This window comes from Mesorhizobium sp. J428, from assembly GCF_024699925.1.
Taxonomy (GTDB): Bacteria; Pseudomonadota; Alphaproteobacteria; order Rhizobiales; family Rhizobiaceae; genus Mesorhizobium_A.
In genome coordinates, this window is sequence record NZ_JAJOMX010000001.1 from 5,279,389 (window position 1) to 5,302,967 (window position 23,579).

Genomic DNA, 23,579 nt, shown 5'->3' on the forward strand with positions numbered 1-23,579 from the left:
CGTTTCAAAGGGCAGCAATCTGTTTGATTTCGTTCAGCAATACGCTGTCGACGGCAATACCGTCGCGCCTTAGCCGCGCACGCATCTCATGGCGTCTCGCCCCAGGCACGCGCGCGCCGTCGACCTGCATGATGGCCTCGGCCATCTCCGCAAACCGGCTCAAGGCTCTTACCCCACCGAAGGCTTGAGGATCAATCGCAATGATCGTCTGCCCGCTGCCCGGAGGGCCGCCCTCGGCGTCGAAGAAGGAAGTCTGCTCGTAGGCATAGTTGGCGCCCGTGAGCCCCGCAGCAAGCAGTTCCACCATCAGGGCGAGCGCAGTGCCCTTGGCGTCGCCGACCGGCACCATGGTGCCGGCCATGGCCGCAGACGCGTCGGTCGTCGGCCTGCCGTCCCGGTCGAGCGCCCAGCCTTCCGGGATCGGTTCCCCCTTCTGTTCGGCGGCCATGATCTTGCCGCGCGCGACCTTGGACAGGGACAGATCGATCACGATCGGAAAAGTGCCCTCCACCGGGCAGGCGAACGCGATCGGGTTCGTTCCGTAGAGTGGCGTGCGGCCGCCCCACGGCGATATGCTGGCCGGGGCGTTGGCGAGCATCAGCGCGATGAGGCCGGCATCGGCGAGCGCTTCGACGACTAGTCCCGTGACACCTGCGTGATGAGAGCGGACGATGCCGGCGGCCGCGATGCCTTGCATCCTGGCCATGTCCCGGAGTTCGCGCCCGGCAAGATCGAATGCCGGATAGGCAAAGCCGGTCCCGGCATCGACATGGACCGCCGAAGGCCTGGTCCGGATCAGCTTCGGTACGGCGTGGCCATCGACCTTGCCGGCGCGTGCCTGCGCGGCATAGGCGGCAACGCGGCGCAGGCCATGACCGACCTGCCCCACCAGTTCGGCACCGACGAGCGCATCCGCGACCAGACCGGCGTTCTCGATCGAGGTGTCGGATGCGGTCAGCGCCGCTGCGACGAGCGCGTGCGCGACGTCAACCGGAACGATTTCCTGGGTCACGAAAGGGATCTCCGTTTCTGCGCGGTCAAGGTTGCGTCCTAACCGAACACGGCTTGAGCTATCGCAAGCCACATCGTCGTCGTGACGACCGCCATCGCAGTGCCGATCGTCATGCCGTTGGACGCAAGCGCCTGGCCGGTACCGAACTGGGTGGCGATGAGGTAGGAATTGACGCCGGCCGGCAGCGACGCCGCCGCGACCGCGACCTTGGCCGTTAGCGGCGGCAGGCCGAAAAGCCAGGCACTACCGAGCACCAGCGCCGGCATCAGGAACAGCTTGATCAGCGCGAGCGCCGTTCCTGCCTTTACATTGCGGGCGATGCCGTATTTGCGCAGGCTCAGGCCCAGCGCGAACAGGGCGACCGGAGCGGCGACGTCGGCGATCGCGTCCACCAGCCTGTTTGCGAGGCCAGGCAGTTCAAGGCCCGATATCCGGATCAGCAGCCCGGCAAGGATGCCGATGATCAGCGGGTTCGTGAACATCCGCCTGAGAAACGCGCGCACGAGCAGACCAAGCCTGAACTTCTCGCCGTCCTCGCGCCCCACGATCTCGAACAACAGAATGGACGCGGCGATCATGACCGGGAGATGGACCGAGAGCAGCAGCGATAGTGTCTCAAACCCTTCCTGGCCGTAGACGCCAAGCATGAAAGGGATGCCGAGCAAAGCGATGTTCGAGAAGGCGGCGGTGACGCCGCCGACCACCCCTGCCCTGGCGTCGCGTCCAAAGCCTTTGACGATGAGGATCTGTCCAGCGGCCCAGGTGACGACGGCGCCCGCAAAATAGGCGCCCCAGAAGGCCCAAGGGGCAGCGCCATGGAAATCTGCCCCCAGCATGGTGCGGAACAAGAGCAGCGGCAGCGCCACGCTAACGGCGAACTCGGCCACGGCGTCTCCGACCTCGACCTTCAGATAGTTCGTCACGCCGGCCAGATAGCCGGCCGCGACGAGGCCAAAGACGAACAGGACGGTTTCCACGACGGAAGACATGACGCGGGTTTAGGCGAGCCGCCCGCCGGGTGCAATCGGCGCAAGCCGGCCGCCTCAGCTGGTCCAGCGGGCCGGACGCCTGCCGGCCGGTAAGCCGATTGTCTTTGATTCCGGCCGTCCGACCCTATATCGATGCGGACCGACAGGGGTTTGCATGCTGAGATGTCTGATACTTGCGCTGGCTCTGTTCGCAGCGACCGCGGCTGGCGCGACGGAAGCGGGGTGGGCGCTTCTGCGGGAGGGAGGGCATGTAGTGCTGCTGCGCCATGCCTTCGCGCCCGGCTCCGGTGAGCCGGCCAACTTCGACATCGAGAAGTGCAACACCCAGCGCAATCTTTCCGATTCCGGGCGGCAGCAGGCGCGCAAGCTCGGCGCGCTCTTCGCAGCACGGGCCGCTCCCGTCGAGCGCGTGCTGACCAGTCGCTGGTGCCGCACCAAGGAAACGGCGCGACTGGCCTTCGGCACGGACGATGTCGAGGAATTCGACGCTCTCGACCCGTTCGCCCCGGATTCTCCCGAAAAGGACGCCCAGTCGAGGGAGGTTCTCGACGAAATCCGCGCCGGGAGCGGCTCCGGCAACATGGTGATGGTCACCCACCTGGAGAACATCGCGGCGCTGACGGGAGAAAACGCACGCGAGGGCGAGGCCGTCATCGTCCAGTTGCGTGACGAAGGCCTGCACGTCCTCGGCCGCATCCGGTTCTGAGCCGCCTTGGTCAGTTCGACAGGAATGCGTCCACGTCCGTCCGCCTCGGATAGCTGGCGCGGCCTCCACTGCCGGCACATTTGAGCGCCGCGGCGGCATTGGCATAACGGATCGCCGCCTCTTCGCTTTCGCCCTCGGCAAGCTTCAGCGTAAAGGCGCCGTGCCACACATCGCCCGCACCAAGCGTCTCCACCGCGGTTACGGCAACAGCCGGGACGCTGCGCACGTCGTCTCCGTCTAACCACAAGACGCCCTTCGCGCCGTCCGTTACGCAAACCCAAGCGCCTGTGGTACGCGCCGCCTCGCGCAATCCCTTCGCAAGGTCGGAATGACCCGCATAGTCGCGCAAACCTTGCGCAGAGAAGGCGATGTGCGAGGCGAGCATCAGCGCGCCCTCCGCGAGCGCGATCGGTGCTTCGGCGTCCAGCACGCCCGGCACGCCGCGCTCCCTCGCCCGGCCGAGCACCGCGGCGCCGCATTGCGGCCAGCGCGTGTCCGACAGTGCAGCGTCAAATTGGCCGAGATCCGCAACCGCCAGCCACTCCGCCCCAAAGGAAATGTCCATGTCGCGATAATTGACGATCTGTCGCTCGCCCGCCGCGTCGATGAAGACCGCCGAGAAAGACGATTTCCGCCCGGCGAAGCGGCGGACCAGCGCGCAGTCGACCCCCTCGACTTCCAGCCCAGACACGATCATGTCCGCGACGGCGTCGTCGCCCAGGCGCGCGGCAAGGCGGGCCCGGCCGCCGAGCCGCGAGATCGCGACGGCGGCATTGGCCGCGTTGCCGCCGCCGGTCATCCAGGCGTCCTTTGCCCGGTATTTTTCGGCGCGGCGCGGCATCTCGTCGAGTTGGTAGACGAAATCGATGACCGCGACGCCCGCGCACAGGATGGTCGTCATAGAAAGCCGCCAGCGTGATCGTCCGCGGTGTCGCGGACAGGGCCAGCCTATCCTCTTTGGCGCCGGCCGGCGAAGCGATTTCTGGAGCCTCCCGCTGCGGAACAAGGCCGGCGGGTTCCGCTGTCGCCCGTGCTCGGATAAGAGGCAAGGGCAAGGGGCAACCGGACATGAAACTCGTTCACATCTCCGACATCCACATCAATGCCGACCCGATCGCGGGACAGAATTCGGTCGCCGCCTTCGAAGCCTGCCTTGCCCACGTGGAGAAGCGGCATGCCGATGCCGACGCGGTCGTGATCTCCGGGGACCTCACCCATCACGGCAAGCGCGAGGCTTATCTGAAGCTCCGCGAGATCCTTGCCGCGTCTCCGATCGAGCCGATTCTTATGATCGGCAATCACGACCACCGGGAGACCTTCAAGGAGATATTCTCCGACGCGCCGGTGGACGCGGATGGCTATATCCAGCACGTCCGCGAGATCGGCGGCCATCGTCTGATCTTCCTCGACACGAACCTTGCCGGCAATCACAGCGGCCGCCTCGGGCCGAAACGCCTCGCATGGCTGTCGGCCCAGCTCGAGGAATCTCAGCGCGAGCGCAAGCCGGCGCTCGTGTTCCTGCACCATCACCCGGTGCAGATCGGCGTGCTCGCGACCGATATCCTCGCGCTGGTCCAGAAGAAGGAGTTCGCCGCGATCCTGAGCCGCCACCGCGACACGATCCGCCACGTCTTCTTTGGTCACTGCCATATGTCGCTGTCCGGCTCGATCGAGCGCGTCCCCTTTTCCGCGCCGCGTTCCACCAGCCATCCGGGCTGGCCGGAATTCGAGGGACGCCTCGCCTACGGGCATGGTCCGATCGAGCCGAGCTACAACCTCGCCTTGATCGACGACACGTCCGTCGTGATCCATACGATCGAGTATCGGCTGGACGACCGGATCGAATGGGAACCGCTCACCGGCGGAGAGGCCGGAACCGTCACGGTGCCGCCGGGACCATAACGAGGCGGGCCAGTACAGCTGCACCGTGCCTGACTAAAGGCCAGAGGGGTTCGCGACGCCTGCTCCAGCAACCATTTCCGACACGCACAGGCTCCCGCGCACCCCAGGCGCGGCGATTTCACCCTTCCACTTTCGGGCGAAAACGACTAGAGCCTGCAAAGCTATCGCCAACGATTGACCGCAAGGGAAGTACAGCTTGACGACGACATTCGAAAAGGTCGCGGACCTGATCGCGGAAACGACCGAGATCGATCGCGACAAGATTACGCCGGAGAGCCACACGATCGACGATCTCGGCATCGACAGCCTCGATTTCCTCGACACGGTCTTTGCGATCGACAAGGAATTCGGGATCAAGATTCCGCTCGAGAAGTGGACGCAGGACGTGAACGAAGGCCGCGTGTCGACGGAAGAATACTTCGTTCTCAAGAATCTGTGCGCGAAGATCGACGCCCTGGTGGCAGCCAAGAAGGCGGCCTGATCTCGCAAAGCTTGACGGTGCCGCATTCATTGCCGCACATGAGCGCACAATGAGCGCTCGCGACGTCGTCATCACTGGCATAGGCCTGGTTTCCTGCCTCGGCGAAGGCGCCGAGGTCCACTGGAAGGCCTTCGAGACCCCTTCCCTGCCGCCGCCGACCGATTCGGAGCGATTCGCTCCGTATACGGTGCATGCTCTCCCGGAAATCGACTGGACGTCGCAGATCCCCAAGAAGGGCGACCAGCGGCAGATGGAGCTCTGGCAGCGGCTCGGCGTCTACGCGGCCGGACTGGCGCTCGACGATGCAGGCCTCAAGTCCAACGAAGCGCTGTGCACGACGATGGACATGATCGTAGCCGCCGGCAGCGGCGAACGCGACAAGGAAGTCGACGAGAACATCCTCGAGGCCACGCTAACGCGAAACGACGCAGAGGCGCTGATCAACGAGAAGCTGACCAACGATCTGAGGCCGACGCTCTTTCTCGCCCAGCTGTCGAACCTGCTCGCTGGCAACATTTCGATTGTCCACAAGATCACCGGCTCATCCCGCACTTTCATGGGAGAGGAAGGCGCCGGTGTATCGGCCTTGCAGACCGCGGTTGCCCGGCTTGCATCGGGCCAGTCGACGCACACGCTCGTCGGAGGAGCGTTCCAGACCGAGCACCCCGACAAGCTGCTCGCTTACGAATTGGGCGGATATCTTCACCGTGGCAAATGGCAGCCGCTATGGGACCGGCATGCCGAGGGCGGCGGCGTGATCACGGGCTCCGGCGGAGCATTTCTGGTGCTGGAAACGCGCGAGCATGCGCAGGCGCGCGGCGCCCGCATCTACGCAGTCGTGGACAAAGTCGCCTCGTCGCTTTCGTCCCGCGCCAAAGGAAAGCTGGCGCAGGACATCGCGGCCATCGTGGAGGCGCTTGGCGCAGAGCCCGGCCGCCTGATCATTTCGGGCGCTTCCGGCGCCCCAGGGCCGACACGGACCGAGCGGCAGGCGCTGGCGGCCCACGTGCTGCGCGGCTTCTCCGCCTTGACCGGTCACCTCAAGGAGGCCCAGCTCCCGTTCGCCGTTGCGCTTGCGGCGCTGTCGCTCTTCAACGGCCACGCCCCCGGAACGATGTCCGACACCGAGACCCCATATGACGTAGCGCCGGATACCGTGCTCGCCACGGCGATCGGCCATCATCGCGGGGAAGGTGCGGCCCTCCTACGAAAGGCTTGAGGACCATGAGCCGATACAAGGATCATCTCGGCCGTCCGCTCATCGCCGTTACCGGCATGGGCGTGGTCACGTCGCTTGGAGCAGGCAAGACGGAGAACTGGTCGAAGCTAACCGCGGGCGCGTCGGGAATCCATGCGATCACGCGATTTCCGGTCGATCATCTGAAGACCACGATCGCCGGCACGGTGGATTTCCTGCCCGGCAGCGACAAGGGCATGTACGCACTCACCTATGAGCTGGCGGCGACCGCCGGCCAGGAGGCGATCGCAGAGGCCGGCATCGGCTCCGACTTCGGCGGTCCGCTGTTTCTCGCCTCACCGCCGGTAGAACTCGTCTGGGCTGACCGGCTCGCAATGTACCGGAGCGTGAGCGAAGGCAGCGGCTACCAGCGCCTGCTCGAGGCCGCGCGGGCCGGCAACGGTGCCTCGATCTTCGACGAGGCGCTGTTCGGCACCGTCGCCGATCGCCTTGCCGTCCTGTTTGGTACGCGCGGGCTGCCCATCACCACCTCGACCGCCTGCGCGTCGGGCGCGACCGCGATCCAGCTCGGTGTCGAGGCGATCCGGCGCGGCGAGTGCGACCGGGCGTTGGCGATCGGCGCCGACGGCTCCGCAAGCGCGGAATCGATGGTCCGCTTCTCGCTCCTGTCGGCCCTATCGATGCAGAATGAGACGCCGGAGCGCGCCTCCAAGCCCTTCTCGCGCGATCGCGATGGCTTCGTGCTCGCCGAAGGCGGCGCGGCCCTAGTGCTTGAGTCGCTGGAGAGCGCCGTCGCGCGGGGCGCAACCGTGCTGGGCATCATGCGTGGATGCGGCGAGAAAGCGGACGACTTCCACCGTACGCGCTCGAAGCCCGACGGCTCGCCGGCCATCGCCGCGGTGAAGCTCGCCCTCGGCGACGCCGGCGTTTCCGAGGACGAGATCGGCTATGTGAACGCGCACGGCACATCGACGCCGGAAAACGACAAGATGGAGCACCTGTCGCTGTCGACCGTGCTCGGACCGCGGATCAGGTCGGTGCCCGTATCGTCCAACAAGTCGATGATCGGCCACACCCTCTCCGCCGCAGGCGCGATCGAGGCGGTGTTTTCGCTCATGACCATGCGCGAAGGCGTGCTTCCGCCGACGATCAATTACGACCATCCCGATCCGGCGATCGATCTCGACGTCGTGCCGAACGTCAAGCGCGAGGCTGATGTCTCGACGGTGCTGTCGAACTCGTTCGGTTTCGGCGGCCAGAACGCTTGCCTTGTCATGTCGCGCGAACCCGTCTAAGCGGCGCGGTCAAGTCCCGAACCGCCGCAGGAAACCGCACGAAGACATGCGCGCATTGCAGCTCGTCGCCGACCGCCGCATCGAGGCCGTCCACATCGCCTCGCCCTCGCCGCCCGCTCCCGGCGAGGCGACCGTCGCGATCAAGGCCGTCGCGCTCAACCATATCGACGTCTGGGGCTGGCGCGGCATGGCCTTCGCCAAGCGCAAGATGCCGCTGGTGGTCGGGGCCGAGGCGTGCGGCATTGTCGAGGCGATCGGCGAAAGCGTGACGGGCCTGGTGCCCGGCCAACTCGTCGCGATCTACGGCGCACGCACCTGCGGCCATTGCAAGGCGTGCCGCGAGAAGCGCGACAATCTTTGCGAGAACGTCGAAGGCGTGCACGGCTTCCACCTCGACGGCTTCGCACAGGAGCGCATGAACATCGCCGCGCGCCAGCTCATTCCGGCGCCTGCGGGCGTCGACGCGACAGCCGCCGCCGTGACGCCGATCACCTTCGGCACGGTCGAGCACATGTTGTTCGACAACGCGAAGCTGGAAGCCGGCGAAACCGTGCTCGTGCATGCCGGCGGTTCGGGCATCGGCACGGCCGCGATCCAGCTCGCCAAACTGGCCGGTGCAACCGTCATCACGACGGTCGGCTCCGATGCCAAGATGGAAAAGGCCAAGGCGCTCGGCGCCGACCACGTCATCAATTACCGCAAGGACAGGTTCGAGGGCGTCGTGCGCAAGCTGACCGGCAAGAAAGGCGTCGACGTCGTCTTCGAACATGTCGGCGCCGACACCTGGGCCGGCTCGATGCTGTCGATGAAGAAGGGGGGGCGGCTCGTCACCTGCGGCTCGACTTCAGGCGTATCGACCACGATCAACCTGATGCAGCTCTTCCAGCAGCAGTTGCGCCTCATCGGCTCGTTCGGCTGCCGCATTGAGAACATGGCGACCGTCATGGCGAAGCTCGCCACCGGCAAGGTGCATCCCGTCATCGATTCCGAGGTGGATTTCGATCATCTCGGCGACGCGCTGGCGCGCATGGAGAGCCGCGACGTCTTCGGCAAGATCCTGCTGCGGATCGCCTGAGCCCATGAAGCTCTCCGCCCTGCCCGGCCGCATTGCCCGCTCGATCGCCTTCCGGACGCGCCGCGCCAATCACTGGATCGTCGCCAAGATCGTGTTCACGACCTTCGCGCTGCTGCAGAAACTGCCGGCCGACAGGGCGCTCAACGTGTCAGACCGCCTCGCGCGCCGCGTTGGGCCATGGACCAGTCGCCACCGCATCGCGATGGACAATCTGCGCAAGGCTTATCCCGAAAAGAGCGAGGCCGAGTGCCAGGAGATCGCGCTCGACATGTGGGGCCACATGGCCCGGCTCGGGGTCGAATACGTCTTCCTCGACAAGCTCTACGATTTCGACGCGGAAAAGCAGACGCCCGGCCGCGTCGAATTCAAGGGCGGCGAGATCTTCACGGAAATGCGCAAGCGCCGCAGACCGCGCATCTTCTTCACGGCGCACACCGGTAACTTCGAGATGTTCCCGATCGCGGCCTCGTCGCTGGGCATGACGGTCGCGTCGCTCTTCCGTGCTCCCAACAATCCGTTCATCGCCCAGGAGATTAGCCAGAGGCGCAAGATCTCCGGCAACCGCATGGTTCGTTCGAAGGCGGGCGCCGCCTATGTGCTGGCGCGCATTCTCCACAACAAGGGCAATGTCGGCGCACTCGTCGACCAGAAGTTCAGCAAGGGCATCCCGACCACCTTCTTCGGCCGCCGCTGCGAGACAAGCCCGCTCGTGCCGCGGCTCGCACGGCAATACGATGCAGAGATTTACCCGGTCCGCTGCGTGCGCCTGCCGGACAACCGCTACCGTCTCGAACTGTTCGACAAGATCGAGCCACCGCGCGATGCCCGCGGCCAGATCGACGCCGATGCCCTTTGCCAGATGATCAACGACATCGTCGAAGGCTGGGTGCGGGAATATCCGGGGCAGTGGATGTGGTTCCATCGCCGGTGGGGCTGACCGGCTTGCCTTCGTCGTCTGATCAGCTTCCGTAGTAGTTCATCACGGCGTGCCGCGCCTCCGCGAAGAACAGCCAGCGCTCGGCCAGCGTGCCCGCGAAGAAGGCCAGCGCCGCAAGGGCCGAGAGGACCGTGGCAACCGCGGGTGAGGTGCCTGCGGTCGCCGCGAGCAACAGAAGCAGCGCCGGCAGCGCACCGCCGACGATCAGCGCGATACGTCGAAGCTTGGCCGCATGCTTGCGCGCCACGCGGAAGCCCATCTCGTTGGTCAGGTAGTTGCCGTTCATGTGCGGACGTTCGAGCAGACGCACCCTGCCGATCGGGCCGAGGCCTGTCGCCGTCTCCGGCGTGGACAGCGGGCCGAGCTCGCCCAAGCGGGCCCACCAGCGCAGCTTTACGATCCAGGCTCCGACCAGCGCAGCGACAGCGAGGAGAGGCAGCCAGACCGCCTCGCTCCCCCCGAGTGTGGAGAACAAGCTCACCAGCGTGAGCCCGCCGGCCAGCGCAAAGACAAGATAGAATACAGGCGTCCACCCCGTGTTCCAGGCCTGGACGGAACGCAGCGAGGCATAGATCATCGCCGTGCAATAGACGGTGACGCCGCAAAGCAGCGCGCCGAGAATGCCTGGCAGAGGCAAGTAGCGCCCGCTCCAGAGCGAGGTGATCGCATTGACGGCGAGCGGGATAAAGGTCAGCACCGCCATCACCCCCTCGCGCGACAGCCAGCTCGACCGCCATTGCGAGAAGGCGCGCCAGGCACGCTGCGGATTGCCGAGATGGAGCGTCGACGAGGACAGCCCACCCGCGATCAGCAGAAGCGCCACGACATGCGCAGCCTTCGTCGCGGTCGCCGACGGATCGAGCAACCCGAGACCGAGCATGGCCGCGAGTCCATAGCCCAGGCCTGACAATGTGGTGAAGAGGATGATCGACGGCGCGGGATGCATGTTCAGATGCGGTCCAGCATGCCGTCGAGCCAGGCGAAGAAGCCCTTAGCGCCATCCGAGTTCTCGGCGAGCGGGATCGTGCTTGCGAGCGATTTTCGCGGTCTCGGAGGCAAATATTTGTTCACCGGTCGCGTGCCCTGCTCCGGCATCAGGTCGATGCCGCCGCGCTCTAAGACCATGATCGAGACATTGGACTGCGGATCGGCGAAATCGCCGTAATGCCGGGCGTTTGCGGGACAGGTCCGCACGCAGGACGGCACACGGTCGATCTCCTGCAGCGTCTCGTTGTAGATGCGGTCGACGCACAGCGTGCATTTCTTCATCACGCCAGCGGCGAGATCCATCTCGCGCGCGCCGTATGGGCAGGCCCAGGCGCAGAGGCCGCAGCCGATGCACTTGTCCTCGTCGACCAGCACGATCCCGTCGGCAGAGCGCTTGTAGGAGGCGCCCGTCGGGCAGACCGTGACACAGGGTGCGTCCTCGCAATGCAGGCAGCTCTTCGGAAAATGGACGATGCGCGCGTCACCCGCCTCACCGACGATCTCGCCGCCCTCCGGCACGACCTCGAAGGTGTGGATTCGGTTGAGAAACGTGCCGGAGACCGCGGATCCATAGGGCTCCTGGTCCGAGAGCGCAGCGCCGTAGCCGCCCGTGTTCCATTCCTTGCAGGAGATCACGCAGGCGTGGCAGCCCACGCACACGTCGAGATCAATGACGAGCCCGAGCTTCTTCGGCGGCGGCAGTGAGGGGAGCGAGGTCATCGATCCCACTCCTGTCCGTAGCGCAGTTCGGATGGGCTATCGTTGGCCGCACCCGCCCGTCCGACGGAGGCGAAGGCCGGCCTCGACACCTGATCCGGCTCCGCCTTCTCGATCCTGACCCTGAGGTCGTACCACGCTGCCTGGCCGGTCACCGGATCGGAATTCGACCAGCGCATGCCGTCGCCCTTGGGCGGCAGAAGCTCGTGGATCAGGTGGTTGAGCAGGAAGCCGCGATTGCTTTCGGGCGCATCCTTCGCGAGCCCCCACGTGCCCTTGCGCTTGCCGATCGCGTTCCAGGTCCACATCGTGTGGCGGTTGACCGCGTCCGAACGCGCGATCTCCACCTTGATCCGTCCATGATGCGAGATGACCCACGCCCAGTCGCCCGTGGCGAGCCCGACCTCGTCGCAGATCGCGCCCGGAACGTACATGACGTTGCGCGTATGGATCTGGCGCAGCCAGGCATTCATTGATCCCCACGAATGATACATCGACATCGGCCGCTGCGTGACCGCGTGGTAGGGATAGGCCTCGCGATCGACGCCCGCCTCTTCCAGCGGCCGGTACCAGGCGGGCAGCGGATCGAACGCCATCTCCAGCCGCTCGCGGTGCGTTTCTGGTGCCAATGGCTCCCTCAGACCCTGCGCCGAGAGACGGAATTTCTGGCAGATTTCGCTGTAGAGCTGGAACGTGACGGGCTGCGGCGTGTCGAAGAAGCCCATCTTCACCGCGAAGTCCTGGTAGGCGCGGTTGGCGTGCTTGTAGAACTGCGCCTCAAGCGGAATATGTGCCGAGAAGTATGCGCCGTTCTCGATGTAGCGCTTCAACTGGTCAGGGTTCGAGGCCCCTCGCCCCACTCGGTCGCCGCCTGCCCCGCGAAATCCGGCCAGCGGTCCGATGCCCGGGCGGCGCTCGTGCCGGACGATGTAGTCGGCGAAATCCTTGTAGAGCGGCACGCCGCGATGGTCGACAAATCCCGGCAGCTTCAGCCGGCCGGCAAGGTCGATCAGCGCCGACTGGAAGCCGCGCACGTCCCGATCCGGCTCCACCACCGGCCAGCGGATCGCGTCGTTGACCGCGTCGGGCTCCGAGATCGGCCGGTCGAGCAGCGAAATACAGTCGTGCCGTTCGAGGTAGGTTGTGTCCGGCAGGACGAGGTCGGCATAGGCGACCATCTCCGACGCATAGGCATCGCTATAGATGATCTTCGGGATGACGTATTCGCCCGTCGTCTCGTCCCTGTCCTCCAGCATCTTGATGACGCCGGCGGTGTTCATGGACGAGTTCCAGGCCATGTTGGCCATGTAGAGGAACAACAGATCGATCTTGTACGGGTCGCCGGCATGCGCATTGGCGATCACCATATGCATCAGCCCGTGCGCGGAGATCGGCGCGTCCCAGGAGAACGCCTTGTCGATGCGGGTCGGGCCGCCGTCCGGGCCGATAAGCAGGTCTTCGGGTCCGCGCGGAAAACCGAGATGTGGGCCGGACAGTGGCTTGTTGGAGCCGAAATGCTCAGCCCTTCCGTGCGGCGTCGGATGCGCCTCGATCGGCTTCGGATAAGGAGGCTCGAAGCGGAAGGCGCCGGGACAGTCGACTGCACCGATCAATGCCTGCAGCACATGGATCGCGCGCGCCGTCTGGAAGCCGTTCGAATGCGCCGAGATCCCACGCATGGCATGGAAGGACACAGGCCGCCCGACGAAGGACGGGTGCCGCTCGCCGTTCATGTCAGTCCAGGGCTGTGCAATCTCGATCGCCTCCTCGAAGGCGACACGTGCGATCTCCGAGGCCAGGCCCCTGATCACCTCGGCCGACACACCTGTCTCGCCCGCAACATTCTCGGGCGCGTAGCGCCGATCGAGATAACGTTCGGCGAGCAGTTGGAACGACGGCACCGTAACCCGGCCATCTTCCAGCTCGAAACGCCCCGACATGGCCGCCCGCGCGCCTTTCGTGCCGGCGGCGACCGCTCGCTCGGTCACGGTCTCCCAGACCAGCGGTTTGCCCTCGCCGTCGCGCGCGAAAAGCCCGTGTTCCGCGGTTCCCGGCGCATCGACCACCAGCCATGGCGCGTTGGTGTAGCGCACGAGGAAATCGACATCGATCCTGCGCGCCTTCAGCAGCTCGTGGATGACCGACATGACCAGGAGACCGTCAGTGCCGGGCCGAATGCCGATCCAGCTGTCCGCCACTGACGAATAGCCGGTGCGCACCGGGTTTACCGAGACGAAGCGCGCGCCGCGCGACTTGAGCTTCGACAGGCCGATCTTGATCGGATTGGAATCATGATCCTCCGCTACGCCGAACATGACGAAAAGCTTGGGACGCTCCCAGTCGGGCGAGCCGAACTCCCAGAACCCGCCGCCCAGCGTCATGATGCCGGCGGCCGCCATGTTGACCGAGCAGAAGCCGCCATGCGCGGCGTAGTTGGGCATGCCCGAACTGCTGCGCGAAGAAACCGGTCAGCGACTGCGACTGGTCGCGGCCGGTGAAGAAGGCAAATTTCTTCGGGTCGCGCGCCCTCACCTCGCCCATCCAGTCGACGGCAAGCGACAGCGCCTCTTCCCACGAGATCGGCTTGAACTCGCCCGAGCCGCGCGGTCCGGTCCTGAGCAGCGGCGAGGAGAGCCGCGCCGGGGCATAATGCTGCATGATCCCGGCCGAACCCTTGGCGCAGAGAACGCCCTTGTTCACCGGGTGGTCGCGATTGCCTTCGATATAGCGCACCTTGCCGTCCTTGATGTGGACGTCGATGCCGCATCGGCAGGCGCACATGTAGCAGGTCGTCTTGCGCACCTCGTCGGAGACGGGCTTGGAGAGCGCAAGGCGTGGTTCAGGACTCATCAGGCATTGCTCCCACGGCCGACTCTTATAGTCGAGCCGCGGTCGCGGCAAAGCCGTTGGGACGGCAAATCGTCACGTTCGGGGCGAATAACCTATTTCGTGACGATGATGCGGGTGTTGCCGGGCCCGATCTCACGAACGAGCGAGTAAAAGGTCTCCGCATTCGTGGTGGCAAGCCTGACGCAGCCGTGCGAGGCCGGCGTGCCCAGCCGGCTTTCGGCTGTCGTGCCATGCACGGCGTAGCCGCCGTGATAGAAGACCGCGAAGGGCATCGGCGCCATGTCGTATTTGCGAGAATGCCACATGCGATGCATGCGGTAGGGCCGCCACTGGCCGGCCGGCGTCACATAGCCGCCGCGCGCAGTCGACACCTTCCAGGTGTAGATCACCTTGCCGTGCTTGCGGACCGTCATGGTCTGCGTCGCGACGTCGACATTGGCAACCAGCGTCGCCGCCTGGGCGACTGCCGGAAGGCCGATCGTCACCGCCGCTGCAAGGCAAGCGCCGAGTATGGTCGTTCTCATCATCATGAAATCCCCCATCCGAATGCCCGCTCGCGAATTTTTAGTCGTCCATGGCTGAAGAGTGTATGAACAAGCGCACACAAACAGGTGAACGCCGGCGGGCTTTCGGCTGCTCTGGTCCAATCGCATTTCGCGCCTGAAACGAAACGCACCGCTTGCGCGGCGTTCGCCATCCCGCTCAAATTGCGCCATGAACGAAAAGACCTTCGACACCATCGATTCCCGCGCCGACGAGCTGGCGGCGCTGACGGCCGACCTGATCCGCTTCCCCACGATCAACCCACCCGGCGAGGCTTACACGCCCTGCGCCGAATATATCGGCGAACGCCTGCGCAAGCGCGGCTTCACGGTCGAATATATCCGCGGGATCGGCACGCCCGGCGACAACGACCGCTACCCGCGCACCAACGTCATCGCGCGTTTCGACGGACGCACCCCCGGCAAGACCGTGCATTTCAACTCGCACATCGATGTGGTGGAGGCAGGCGAAGGCTGGACGCTCGACCCGTTTGGCGGCGTGATCAAGGACGGCCGTGTCTATGGCCGCGGCGCCTGCGACATGAAGGGTGGGCTCGCCGCCTCGATCATCGCTGCCGAGGCCTATATCGACATGAACCCGGACTTCGCCGGCGCGATCGAGATCTCAGGATCGGTGGACGAAGAATCCGGTGGCTTCGGCGGCGTCGCCTATCTCGCCGAGAAGGGATACTTCTCCCCTCCCCGCGTGCACCACGTCATCATCCCGGAGCCGCTGAACAAGGATCGCATCTGCCTCGGACATCGCGGCGTGTGGTGGGCGGAGATCGAGACCAAGGGCCAGATCGCGCACGGCTCGATGCCGTTCCTCGGCGACAGCGCGGTGCGCCATATGGGGGCGGTGCTCGGCGCGTTCGAGGACGAGCTCTTCCCCGCGCTCGACCGCAAGCGGACGCGCATGCCGGTGGTGCCAGAGGGGGCGCGCCGCTCCACCATGAACATCAATTCAATCCATGGCGGCCAGACCGACGACTATTTCCCGGGCCTGCCGTCGCCCAACGTTCCCGATTCCTGCAAGATCGTCATCGACCGCCGCTTCCTGCTGGAAGAGAGCCTCGAGGAGGTGAAGACCGAGGTGACGTCGATCCTCGACCGCCTGAAATGGGAACGCCCGAAATTCGACTACCGCATGCGCGACCTGATGATCGTGCATCCGGGGATGACCGAGGAAGACGCGCCCGTGCCGCGGGCGATCGCCAGTGGCATCCGCCGTGTCTTTGGCCGCGACCCGCAATACGTCATCTCGCCCGGCACCTATGACCAGAAGCACATCGCCCGGATAGGCAAGCTGCACGACTGCGTCGCCTACGGCCCCGGCATCCTCGACCTCGCCCACCGTCCGGACGAATGGGTCGGCATCGACGACATGGTCGAAAGCGCAAAGGTTATGGCGCACGGACTGGATATGCTGCTGCATGGCGAGACAGGTGCCTAGGTTCCGCGAAGCGAGACCAAGTCCTTCCCCATAAACCATGAAATGAAATCTTCGTGCTTTTGCGCGGGGATCGGTTGCGCCCGATTATTGCCGCAACTAGTTTGCCTCGGGGCGCAACAGGGGGTCTGATATGTTGGGCAAGGTCATAGCAAGTCTTTCGCTCGCGGCCATGGTCGCCGCCTTCCAGCCATCGATCGCCGCTGCTGCCAAGGTGGTGGCGACGGTCAATCTGTCCTCGCAGACGATGACGGTCACGCATGGTGGGGTGGTGAAGTATCGCTGGCCGGTGTCCACCGCACGCAAGGGCAAGGTGACGCCGACGGGAAGCTGGTCGGCCAAGTGGCTGTCGAGGAATCATCGCTCGAGCCGCTACAACAATGCGCCCATGCCCTATTCGATCTTCTATTCCGGCAACTACGCCGTCCACGGCACCAACCAGGTCAGCCGCCTCGGCCGCCCGGCATCCTCGGGCTGCATTCGGCTGCACCCTTCCAACGCCGCGGTGCTGTTCTCGATCGCCCAGCGCGAAGGCCTGCGCAACATGAAGATCGTGGTCAGACACTGACCGTCACGAGGCCCGCGCCTGGAAGGCGACGGCCCTGCGAAACTGCAATAGATCGCCGTCGCAACCCGTTGCGACGGCGAAAAATTTCCGTTCCGGATCGGCAGCTTGGCACAAAGCCGATTTACTCGCGGCGTTTTTCGGGCTTCAATCCCGCGTCACACCATTCCGGAGCTCGCTTCCATGAAATCCTGGTCTTCCATTCTCGCAGCGGCGGCGATCGCGCTCGCCTCGTCGACGGCGGCCTTCGCCGCCCGGACTGACATCGTCGTGGGCCTGCCGCTGGAGCCGCCGCATCTCGACCCGACCGCAGGCGCGGCCGCCGCGATCGATGAGGTGGGCTATGCCAACATCTTCCAGGGCCTGACCCGCATCGGTTCGAAGGGTGAAGTGCTTGCGGACCTCGCCGAGAGCTGGACGATCAGCGACGACGGTAAGGTCTACACGTTCAAGCTCCACACCGGCGTGAAATTTCACGACGGCACTACGTTCGACGCCGAGGACGTGAAGTTCTCCCTCGACCGCGCCCGTGCGGAAAATTCAACCAATGCGCAGAAGGCGCTGTTCGCACAGATCGACACGGTCGAGGTTGTTGATCCGGCGACAGTGAAGATCACGCTCAAACAGCCGCAGGGCGCGTTCCTCTACAATATGGGCTGGGGCGACGCTGCGATCGTGGCGCCGGAGAGCGCTGAGACCAACAAGGACAAGCCGATCGGCACCGGTCCGTTTAAGTTCGTGAACTGGGCCAAAGGCTCCTCGATCACGATCGAGAAGAATCCTGACTATTGGGGTGAGCCGGTCTATCTGGACAAGGCTGAGTTCCGCATCATCCCCGACGCCGCCGCGGCCGTGCCGGCGCTGCTGTCGGGCGACGTGCAGGCCTTTGCAAACGCCCAGCTCGGCGACGCCCTGCCGCAGATCGAATCCGATCCCCGCTTCAAGGTAGTGATCGGCTCGACAGAGGGCGAGACGATCCTGGCCATCAACAACAAGAAGGCGCCGTTCGACAAGCTGCAGGTCCGCCAGGCCATCTCTTACGCGCTGGACCGCGAAGAGATCATCAAGGGCGCATCGGCCGGCCTCGGCACTCCGATTGGTTCGCATTTCTCCCCCGGCAACGCAGCCTATGTCGACCTGACTGGTCGCTATCCGCACGACGTGGCCAAGGCCAAGGAACTGATGAAGGAAGCCGGCCTCGAAAGCGGCTTCAAGGCCACGATCAAGCTGCCTCCGCCGGCTTATGCGCGTGATGGCGGCCAGATCATTGCCTCGGAGCTCAAGCAGATCGGCATCGAACTGGAGATCATTCCCGTCGAGTGGGCCGACTGGCTGAAGCAGGTCTTCACGGACAAGGACTACGACCTGTCGATCGTCAGCCACGTCGAACCAAATGACATCGGCATCTATGCCCGCAAGGACTACTACTTCAACTATGACAATCCGGCCTTCGACAAGGTGATGGCCGACCTGGACGTCACCTCTGATGAGGCGAAACGCAATGAACTCTACGGCCAGGCACAGAAGATCCTCGCTGACGACGCGGTGAACGGCTTCCTGTTCCAGTTGCCCAAGGTTGGTGTCTGGGACGCCAAGATCGAGGGAATGTGGGAGAATACGCCGACCCCCTCGGTCGATCTGACCAAGGTCAAGTGGGTGGATTGATCAGGATGTCTTCTCCCCCTTTCGCGGGGAGAAGATGCCTGCAGGCAAGCGAGGGCCGCGCCGTCTTCTATATGTTCGCGTCGTCCCTCAGCGGGCCCGTCGGGCCGCCGTCTCTCCGTGAAGGGAGAGACGGGAAAGCCTGGTATTTCTTATGACCGCATTTCTCCTTAAACGCTTGCTGATCGGCCTTGCGACGCTCCTCGTGGCGTCGATGGTCGTCTTTGGCGTCATGGAGGTTCTGCCAGGCGATCCCGCTTTGCTGATGCTCGGCATGAACGCCTCGCCGGAAGCCCTTGAAACACTCCGGCAACAGATGGGACTGCATGATCCCCTGATCATCCGCTACCTGGGCTGGGTCGGGGGCCTGTTGGTCGGCGATTTCGGCCGCTCCTACACCTATTCCTCTCCGGTCATCGACCTGATCGGCGAACGCCTTGCCGTCTCGCTGCCGCTGGCGTTGATATCGCTCGCGCTGTCGACGGCGATCGCGATTCCGGTCGGCCTGTTCTCCGCCGCCCGCCGCGGCAGCCTCGCCGATTCCGTCGCGATGGGCACCGCCCAGGTCGGCGTCGCCATACCGAACTTCTGGTTCGCGCTGCTGCTCATCTACGTCTTCGCCGTCTGGCTGCGCCTCGTGCCGGCCGGAGGATTCCCAGGCTGGGCCGGAGGCATTTGGCCCGGCATCAAGTCCCTCATCCTACCAGCGGTGGCGCTTGCGTTGCCGCAGGCGGCAATCCTCGCGCGCGTCACTCGCTCCGCCCTGCTCGAAGTGCTGGGAGAGGACTACATCCGCACCGCCCGCGCTAAGGGCATGCCGCGCCGCACGGTGCTGTGGCGGCACGCGCTGCGCAACGCCATGATCCCGGTGCTCACCATTCTCGGCCTGCAGTTCGCTTTTCTGCTGGCAGGCACGATCATCATCGAGAACGTCTTCTACCTGCCGGGCCTCGGCCGCCTGATCTTCCAGGCGATCACCCAGCGCGACCTGATCGTGGTCGAGGGCGTCGTCATGCTGCTTGTGGCCACGGTGGTCGTCGTCAATCTTCTTGTGGATCTCGCCTATGCGCTCGTCGACCCACGGCTGAGGGTGCGAACATGAGCGCCGAACCCATTGCCGCGCCGGTGGAGGAGAGCATCCTCCGGCTCGCGCTCCGCAACCGCTCCTTCGTCATCGGCCTGGTCATCACCGCGCTGATCGCGGCCATGGCGCTGGTCTCCTTCGTCTGGACCCCTTACGACGTCACCGATCTCATCGTCGCCAACCGGATGAAGCCGCCTTCCTCCGAATTCCTGTTCGGCACCGACCATTTCGGCCGCGACATCCTGTCGATGATCATGGTCGGCGCCAGGAACTCGATCGCCGTCGCCTTCGTCGCGGTCGGCATCGGCATGGCGCTCGGCATACCGCTCGGCTGCTGGGCCGCGGCACGCGGCGGCTGGATCGACGAGACGCTGATGCGGTTCAACGACCTCGTCTTCGCCTTCCCCGCCCTTCTGTCCGCGGTGATGATCACTGCGATCTTCGGTCCCGGTGCGGTCAATGCGATCATCGCAATCGGCATCTTCAACATCCCGGTCTTCGCCCGCGTCGCTCGCGCCGGTGCACTGGCGCTGTGGCCACGAGAATTCATCCTTGCCGCCCGCGCCTCCGGCAAGGGTAAGACGCAGATTACCATCGAGCACATCCTGCCCAACATCGTCTCGATGCTCCTGGGCATACAAGGCACGATCCAGTTCGCGCTTGGCATCCTCGCCGAGGCAGGCCTGTCCTATCTCGGCCTCGGCGCGCAGCCGCCCATGCCTACCTGGGGCCGCATGCTGTTCGACGCCCAGACCCGCATGATGGTGGCGCCCTACCTCGCGCTCTTTCCCGGCATGGCGATCGTCATCACTGTTCTGGGCCTCAACCTGCTCGGCGACGGCCTTCGCGACGTGCTCGACCCCAAGCTGAGGCGCGAACGGTGAGCCTGCTCGAGATCGAAAAGCTGAAGCTCGAGATAGGCGGCACGCCTATCCTGAAGGGCGTGGACATCGCCATCGGCAAGGGCGAGGTCATGGGCCTGGTCGGCGAGTCGGGCTCGGGCAAATCGATGACCGCGCTGGCGATCATGCAGCTCCTGCCCCAGGCCGCGAAGGCATCGGGCCGCCTTATCTTCGACGGTATCGACATCCTCTCCTCGACCGAGAATGCGATGTGCCGGCTGCGGGGCGATGACATCGGCATGGTGTTCCAGGAACCCATGACCGCGCTCAACCCGGTCAAGACCATCGGCGAGCAGGTGGCGGAGGGCATTCGCTGGCACACCGGCGCGAATTGCGCCGACGCGGAAGCGCGCGCACGCCAGATCCTCGACCGTGTCGGCCTGCCCGAGGCGAAATTCCCCCTCTCCCGCTACCCGCACGAGCTGTCCGGCGGCCAGCGCCAGCGCGTCGTCATCGCCATCGCCTGTGCGCTGAAGCCGAAGCTGCTCATTGCCGACGAGCCGACCACCGCCCTCGACGTCGTGCTGCAGAAGCAGATCCTCGAACTGCTCAAGGATCTCGTCGACGAGCAGAAGATGGGCCTTCTGCTGATCAGCCACGACCTCGCCGTCGTGGCCGACATGTCCGACCGCGTCACCATCATGCGCCATGGCGAGGTGATGGAGGATGGCGAGACCGCACGGACGCTTTCGGAGCAGGTGCATCCCTACACGCGCCAGCTCGCCCAGGCCTCGATGCACGTGCCGGAACGGCCGAACAAGCATGCCGCGAATACTACGGCCGACAACCTCTTGGAAGTCAGCCAGGTCGTCCGCGAATATCCCGGCCGCCGCGTCTCCCTTCTGAAGAAGGGCGAGCCTTTCCGGGCAGTCGACGGCGTCTCGTTCTCGATGAAGCCAGGCCAGTCGATCGCGCTGGTCGGTCGCTCCGGCTGCGGCAAGTCCACGCTCGCCCGGATGATCCTCGCGCTCGACCATCCAACGTCGGGCGACATCCGCTTCATGGGCGAGAGCCTCGTCGGCAAGAACGAGGCAAAGCTGCGGCCCTTCCGCCGCAACATGCAGGTCGTGTTCCAGGATCCCTACGGCTCGTTCAATCCGCGCCACAAGGTCGAGCGGCTGGTCTCGGAGCCGCTTCACCTCCTCGACCACAAACCGTCGCCGCAGGAAAGGCGCGAACTGGTCGCAAGCGCGCTGCACGAGGTCGGGCTGAAGCCGGCCGACATGGACAAGTACCCGCACGAGTTCTCGGGCGGCCAGCGTCAGCGCATCTCGATCGCGCGCGCCATCATCACCCGCCCAAAGCTGATCGTTGCCGACGAGCCGGTCTCCGCACTCGACGTGTCGATCCGCGCGCAGGTGCTCGACCTCTTCGCCGACCTCAACCAGCGGCTGGGCGTCGCCTACCTCTTCATCACCCACGACCTCACGGTGGCGCGTGCGATCACCGACGAGGTGATGGTGATGCATGATGGCAGGATGGTCGAGGAAGGCCGCACCGGCGAGATCCTCGACAACCCAAAATCGGACGCCGCCAAAGCGCTTGTCGATGCAGCGCCCGATCTACATCGGGCAATCGCGCGCCGCCTGCAGGAACAGGGCTGAACTCCGCCGCCTCGTCGATCCATCCTGGATCGGCTGAACGGATCGGCATCGATCCTCGAGCCGTGCAATGCCGTGCATGAAGGCCCAGACCAGGCATCGTTACCCACGAAAACAAAACGTTACCCCTCCAGCGATGTCTGGAAACATTTCGGCCGAAGTTTGGACACCTCTCATAAGCATGGTCGCCGAACCTGCGTGCTGAGGGCGTCGAGGTCGCGCGGCCGGTTCGACGACTTGCTCGCTCTCTGCCCGCGCCAGAATGTCTGAACATGCAGCGGTCCCGTTGCACTCCCGCGGCAAGGGCCTGTTTTTGGAAGCGTCTCGACATGACCAGCACCCATCATCCAGCCAAGAGCGGCGGTCGGGCATATGATTTGAGAGCCGTCGTCTCGCACAGATACGGGTTCGTCTATGTCCCCGTCCCGAAATGCGGCACCACGACGATGGACCGCGTTCTGCACGTCATCCACGGCATCGAGGATTCGGATTACCGGATCGATACGGATCACGCAGTCCGCTACACGCCGGACCGGAAATCAGGCCGTGACATCGAAACGCTCTACGTTCCGGTCAATTACGTCAGAAGATTCAAGCGCCAATTCGAGGGCTACACATGGATATCGGTCGTGCGGAATCCGTATGATCGTCTGGTATCGATGTATAATTATGACGTGCGCCGATACGCGAAGCATTTCGACCGCAAGACCTATCTGTTTGCAGGCTTTTTCAAGAGAGCCGCTTTCGTTCTCGGCCGCGATCCCAGGTCTACTCAGCGAAACGCGATACGTCGCAGGATCGGTTTCGACAGGTTCGTCCACGGGCTCGAAAGGAGCGGGACGGACTTCGACATTCACTTCATGCGGCAGACGGACATCATGTTCTACGATCTCCTGTGCGGACGATCGACTGATCGATGTCGAGCGGCTGTCTACCGAACTACCGCCCTTGCTGAAAGAGCTTGGGGTACGGGAAGACTTCGTCGAACGCCTCGCACCATTCCCGCGCTCAAATCCGTCGCGACCTTCCGATGCCCGCTACGACGAGACGACGCGCGCGGTGGCCTACCGGCTTTATCAACCGGACTTCGCGGCCCTCACGCCGTGGACATCCTCAGTCCCCGGCGAATAGGCAGGCATAGCATCGTGGAACGAGCTATTCCGGCCGCACCAGCTCGCGCGGATCAATGTGGAGCAGCGAAACGGTGCGCTTGAGGAGGTCGATCTCCTGTGCCGACAGTTTCTCGTCCGCCTTCGCGATCTCCGTCATGTGGCGGGCGAGCGTGATGCGGCGCGCCAGAGGCAGTTCGCCGAAAGTGCCGAGCGAACGCGCCGTCGTGTTCTCGTAGCCGAAGTCCTGGAGGTATTTCAGCACCTCCTTCAGGCTCTCCTCGCCGATGCCGAAACCGTCGCGGCAGATGCGCTTGAACGCCTCGAGCTCCGGCCCCGCCGCCTCTCCGTCGGCGAGCACCATTCTGAAGAGCAGCATCAGTTCGGCCGTCAGCACGGGGTCGTCCGCGACGCGCCTGACCGCCGGATCACCTTCGAACAGCACCCGTACCTTCTCGATCAGGCCAGCGATCATGAGCATTCCTCGTTTACGCGATACGGCCAGTCTAGCTCGA

Annotated in this window: 21 protein-coding genes and 1 pseudogene; 14 read left to right on the forward strand and 8 right to left on the reverse strand. The window is 64.6% G+C overall.

What is annotated here, in order from left to right; translation table 11 throughout:
- Nucleotides 1-4: 4 nt before the first annotated feature.
- Together LRS09_RS26645 and LRS09_RS26650 are read right to left on the reverse strand one after the other, a co-directional pair.
- Nucleotides 5-1,012: an Ldh family oxidoreductase gene (locus tag LRS09_RS26645; protein ID WP_257810070.1), complete on the reverse strand. Its 1,008-nt coding sequence runs from the start codon at nt 1,010-1,012 to the stop codon at nt 5-7.
- A 38-nt stretch (nt 1,013-1,050) separates the two neighbouring features.
- On the reverse strand, nt 1,051-2,001 hold the full coding sequence (locus LRS09_RS26650; protein ID WP_257810071.1) for an AEC family transporter: 951 nt from the start codon (nt 1,999-2,001) through the stop codon (nt 1,051-1,053).
- Between the two features lie 154 nt (nt 2,002-2,155).
- Here LRS09_RS26650 and LRS09_RS26655 point away from each other — a divergent pair, with 154 nt between their 5' ends.
- On the forward strand, nt 2,156-2,707 hold the full coding sequence (locus LRS09_RS26655) for a histidine phosphatase family protein (protein ID WP_257810072.1): 552 nt from the start codon (nt 2,156-2,158) through the stop codon (nt 2,705-2,707).
- 10 nt (nt 2,708-2,717) lie between these two features.
- Here the strand turns inward: LRS09_RS26655 and LRS09_RS26660 are convergent, their stop codons facing one another.
- Complete coding sequence (locus LRS09_RS26660; protein WP_257810074.1) at nt 2,718-3,608, reverse strand: PfkB family carbohydrate kinase; 891 nt, start codon at nt 3,606-3,608, stop codon at nt 2,718-2,720.
- 167 nt (nt 3,609-3,775) lie between these two features.
- Here LRS09_RS26660 and LRS09_RS26665 point away from each other — a divergent pair, with 167 nt between their 5' ends.
- From LRS09_RS26665 to LRS09_RS26690, 6 genes are all read left to right on the forward strand, one after another.
- Nucleotides 3,776-4,609, forward strand: coding sequence for a metallophosphoesterase (locus LRS09_RS26665; RefSeq protein ID WP_257810075.1), 834 nt, complete (start codon nt 3,776-3,778; stop codon nt 4,607-4,609).
- A 196-nt stretch (nt 4,610-4,805) separates the two neighbouring features.
- Complete coding sequence (locus LRS09_RS26670; protein WP_085465735.1) at nt 4,806-5,090, forward strand: acyl carrier protein; 285 nt, start codon at nt 4,806-4,808, stop codon at nt 5,088-5,090.
- 49 nt (nt 5,091-5,139) lie between these two features.
- Nucleotides 5,140-6,309: a beta-ketoacyl-ACP synthase gene (locus LRS09_RS26675; RefSeq protein WP_257810076.1), complete on the forward strand. Its 1,170-nt coding sequence runs from the start codon at nt 5,140-5,142 to the stop codon at nt 6,307-6,309.
- A 5-nt stretch (nt 6,310-6,314) separates the two neighbouring features.
- Complete coding sequence (locus LRS09_RS26680) at nt 6,315-7,583, forward strand: beta-ketoacyl-ACP synthase (RefSeq protein WP_257810077.1); 1,269 nt, start codon at nt 6,315-6,317, stop codon at nt 7,581-7,583.
- A 46-nt stretch (nt 7,584-7,629) separates the two neighbouring features.
- Nucleotides 7,630-8,658, forward strand: coding sequence for a zinc-binding dehydrogenase (locus LRS09_RS26685; RefSeq protein WP_257810079.1), 1,029 nt, complete (start codon nt 7,630-7,632; stop codon nt 8,656-8,658).
- 4 nt (nt 8,659-8,662) lie between these two features.
- Nucleotides 8,663-9,595, forward strand: coding sequence for a lipid A biosynthesis lauroyl acyltransferase (locus LRS09_RS26690; protein ID WP_257803502.1), 933 nt, complete (start codon nt 8,663-8,665; stop codon nt 9,593-9,595).
- 22 nt (nt 9,596-9,617) lie between these two features.
- Here the strand turns inward: LRS09_RS26690 and LRS09_RS26695 are convergent, their stop codons facing one another.
- The 4 genes and pseudogenes from LRS09_RS26695 to LRS09_RS26710 form a co-directional block, all read right to left on the reverse strand.
- Nucleotides 9,618-10,541 (reverse strand): DmsC/YnfH family molybdoenzyme membrane anchor subunit, encoded by a 924-nt coding sequence (locus LRS09_RS26695; protein WP_257803503.1) that lies wholly within the window; start codon nt 10,539-10,541, stop codon nt 9,618-9,620.
- A 2-nt stretch (nt 10,542-10,543) separates the two neighbouring features.
- On the reverse strand, nt 10,544-11,302 hold the full coding sequence (locus LRS09_RS26700; RefSeq protein ID WP_257803505.1) for a 4Fe-4S dicluster domain-containing protein: 759 nt from the start codon (nt 11,300-11,302) through the stop codon (nt 10,544-10,546).
- A pseudogene (locus tag LRS09_RS26705) lies at nt 11,299-14,149 on the reverse strand (molybdopterin oxidoreductase family protein). Before LRS09_RS26705 ends, LRS09_RS26700 begins: the two are co-directional and overlap by 4 nt.
- 92 nt (nt 14,150-14,241) lie before the next feature.
- On the reverse strand, nt 14,242-14,673 hold the full coding sequence (locus tag LRS09_RS26710) for a L,D-transpeptidase (RefSeq protein WP_257810090.1): 432 nt from the start codon (nt 14,671-14,673) through the stop codon (nt 14,242-14,244).
- Between the two features lie 190 nt (nt 14,674-14,863).
- Between LRS09_RS26710 and LRS09_RS26715 the strand changes: the two genes are divergently transcribed.
- From LRS09_RS26715 to LRS09_RS30450, 7 genes are all read left to right on the forward strand, one after another.
- Entirely contained in the window at nt 14,864-16,144 is a 1,281-nt protein-coding gene (locus LRS09_RS26715) for an acetylornithine deacetylase/succinyl-diaminopimelate desuccinylase family protein (RefSeq protein ID WP_257803506.1), read from the forward strand.
- A gap of 130 nt (nt 16,145-16,274) precedes the next feature.
- A complete protein-coding gene (locus LRS09_RS26720) occupies nt 16,275-16,709 on the forward strand; it encodes a L,D-transpeptidase (protein WP_257803507.1) in 435 nt (144 codons plus the stop codon).
- 180 nt (nt 16,710-16,889) lie between these two features.
- Nucleotides 16,890-18,371, forward strand: coding sequence for an ABC transporter substrate-binding protein (locus LRS09_RS26725; protein WP_257810081.1), 1,482 nt, complete (start codon nt 16,890-16,892; stop codon nt 18,369-18,371).
- A gap of 151 nt (nt 18,372-18,522) precedes the next feature.
- Nucleotides 18,523-19,470 carry an ABC transporter permease gene (locus LRS09_RS26730; RefSeq protein WP_257803508.1) on the forward strand — a complete coding sequence of 316 codons (948 nt, stop codon included), beginning with the start codon at nt 18,523-18,525 and terminating at the stop codon, nt 19,468-19,470.
- On the forward strand, nt 19,467-20,336 hold the full coding sequence (locus LRS09_RS26735) for an ABC transporter permease (protein WP_257810082.1): 870 nt from the start codon (nt 19,467-19,469) through the stop codon (nt 20,334-20,336). Before LRS09_RS26730 ends, LRS09_RS26735 begins: the two co-directional genes overlap by 4 nt.
- The gene (locus LRS09_RS26740) at nt 20,333-21,958 is read left to right on the forward strand and encodes an ABC transporter ATP-binding protein (protein ID WP_257810083.1); all 1,626 of its coding nucleotides are present in this window, start codon (nt 20,333-20,335) and stop codon (nt 21,956-21,958) included. Before LRS09_RS26735 ends, LRS09_RS26740 begins: the two co-directional genes overlap by 4 nt.
- 326 nt (nt 21,959-22,284) lie before the next feature.
- Nucleotides 22,285-23,169 (forward strand): sulfotransferase family 2 domain-containing protein, encoded by an 885-nt coding sequence (locus LRS09_RS30450; protein ID WP_374684887.1) that lies wholly within the window; start codon nt 22,285-22,287, stop codon nt 23,167-23,169.
- Here the strand turns inward: LRS09_RS30450 and LRS09_RS26745 are convergent.
- The gene (locus LRS09_RS26745) at nt 23,111-23,539 is read right to left on the reverse strand and encodes a TerB family tellurite resistance protein (RefSeq protein ID WP_257810085.1); all 429 of its coding nucleotides are present in this window, start codon (nt 23,537-23,539) and stop codon (nt 23,111-23,113) included. The genes LRS09_RS30450 and LRS09_RS26745 overlap by 59 nt on opposite strands.
- Nucleotides 23,540-23,579 lie beyond the last annotated feature (40 nt).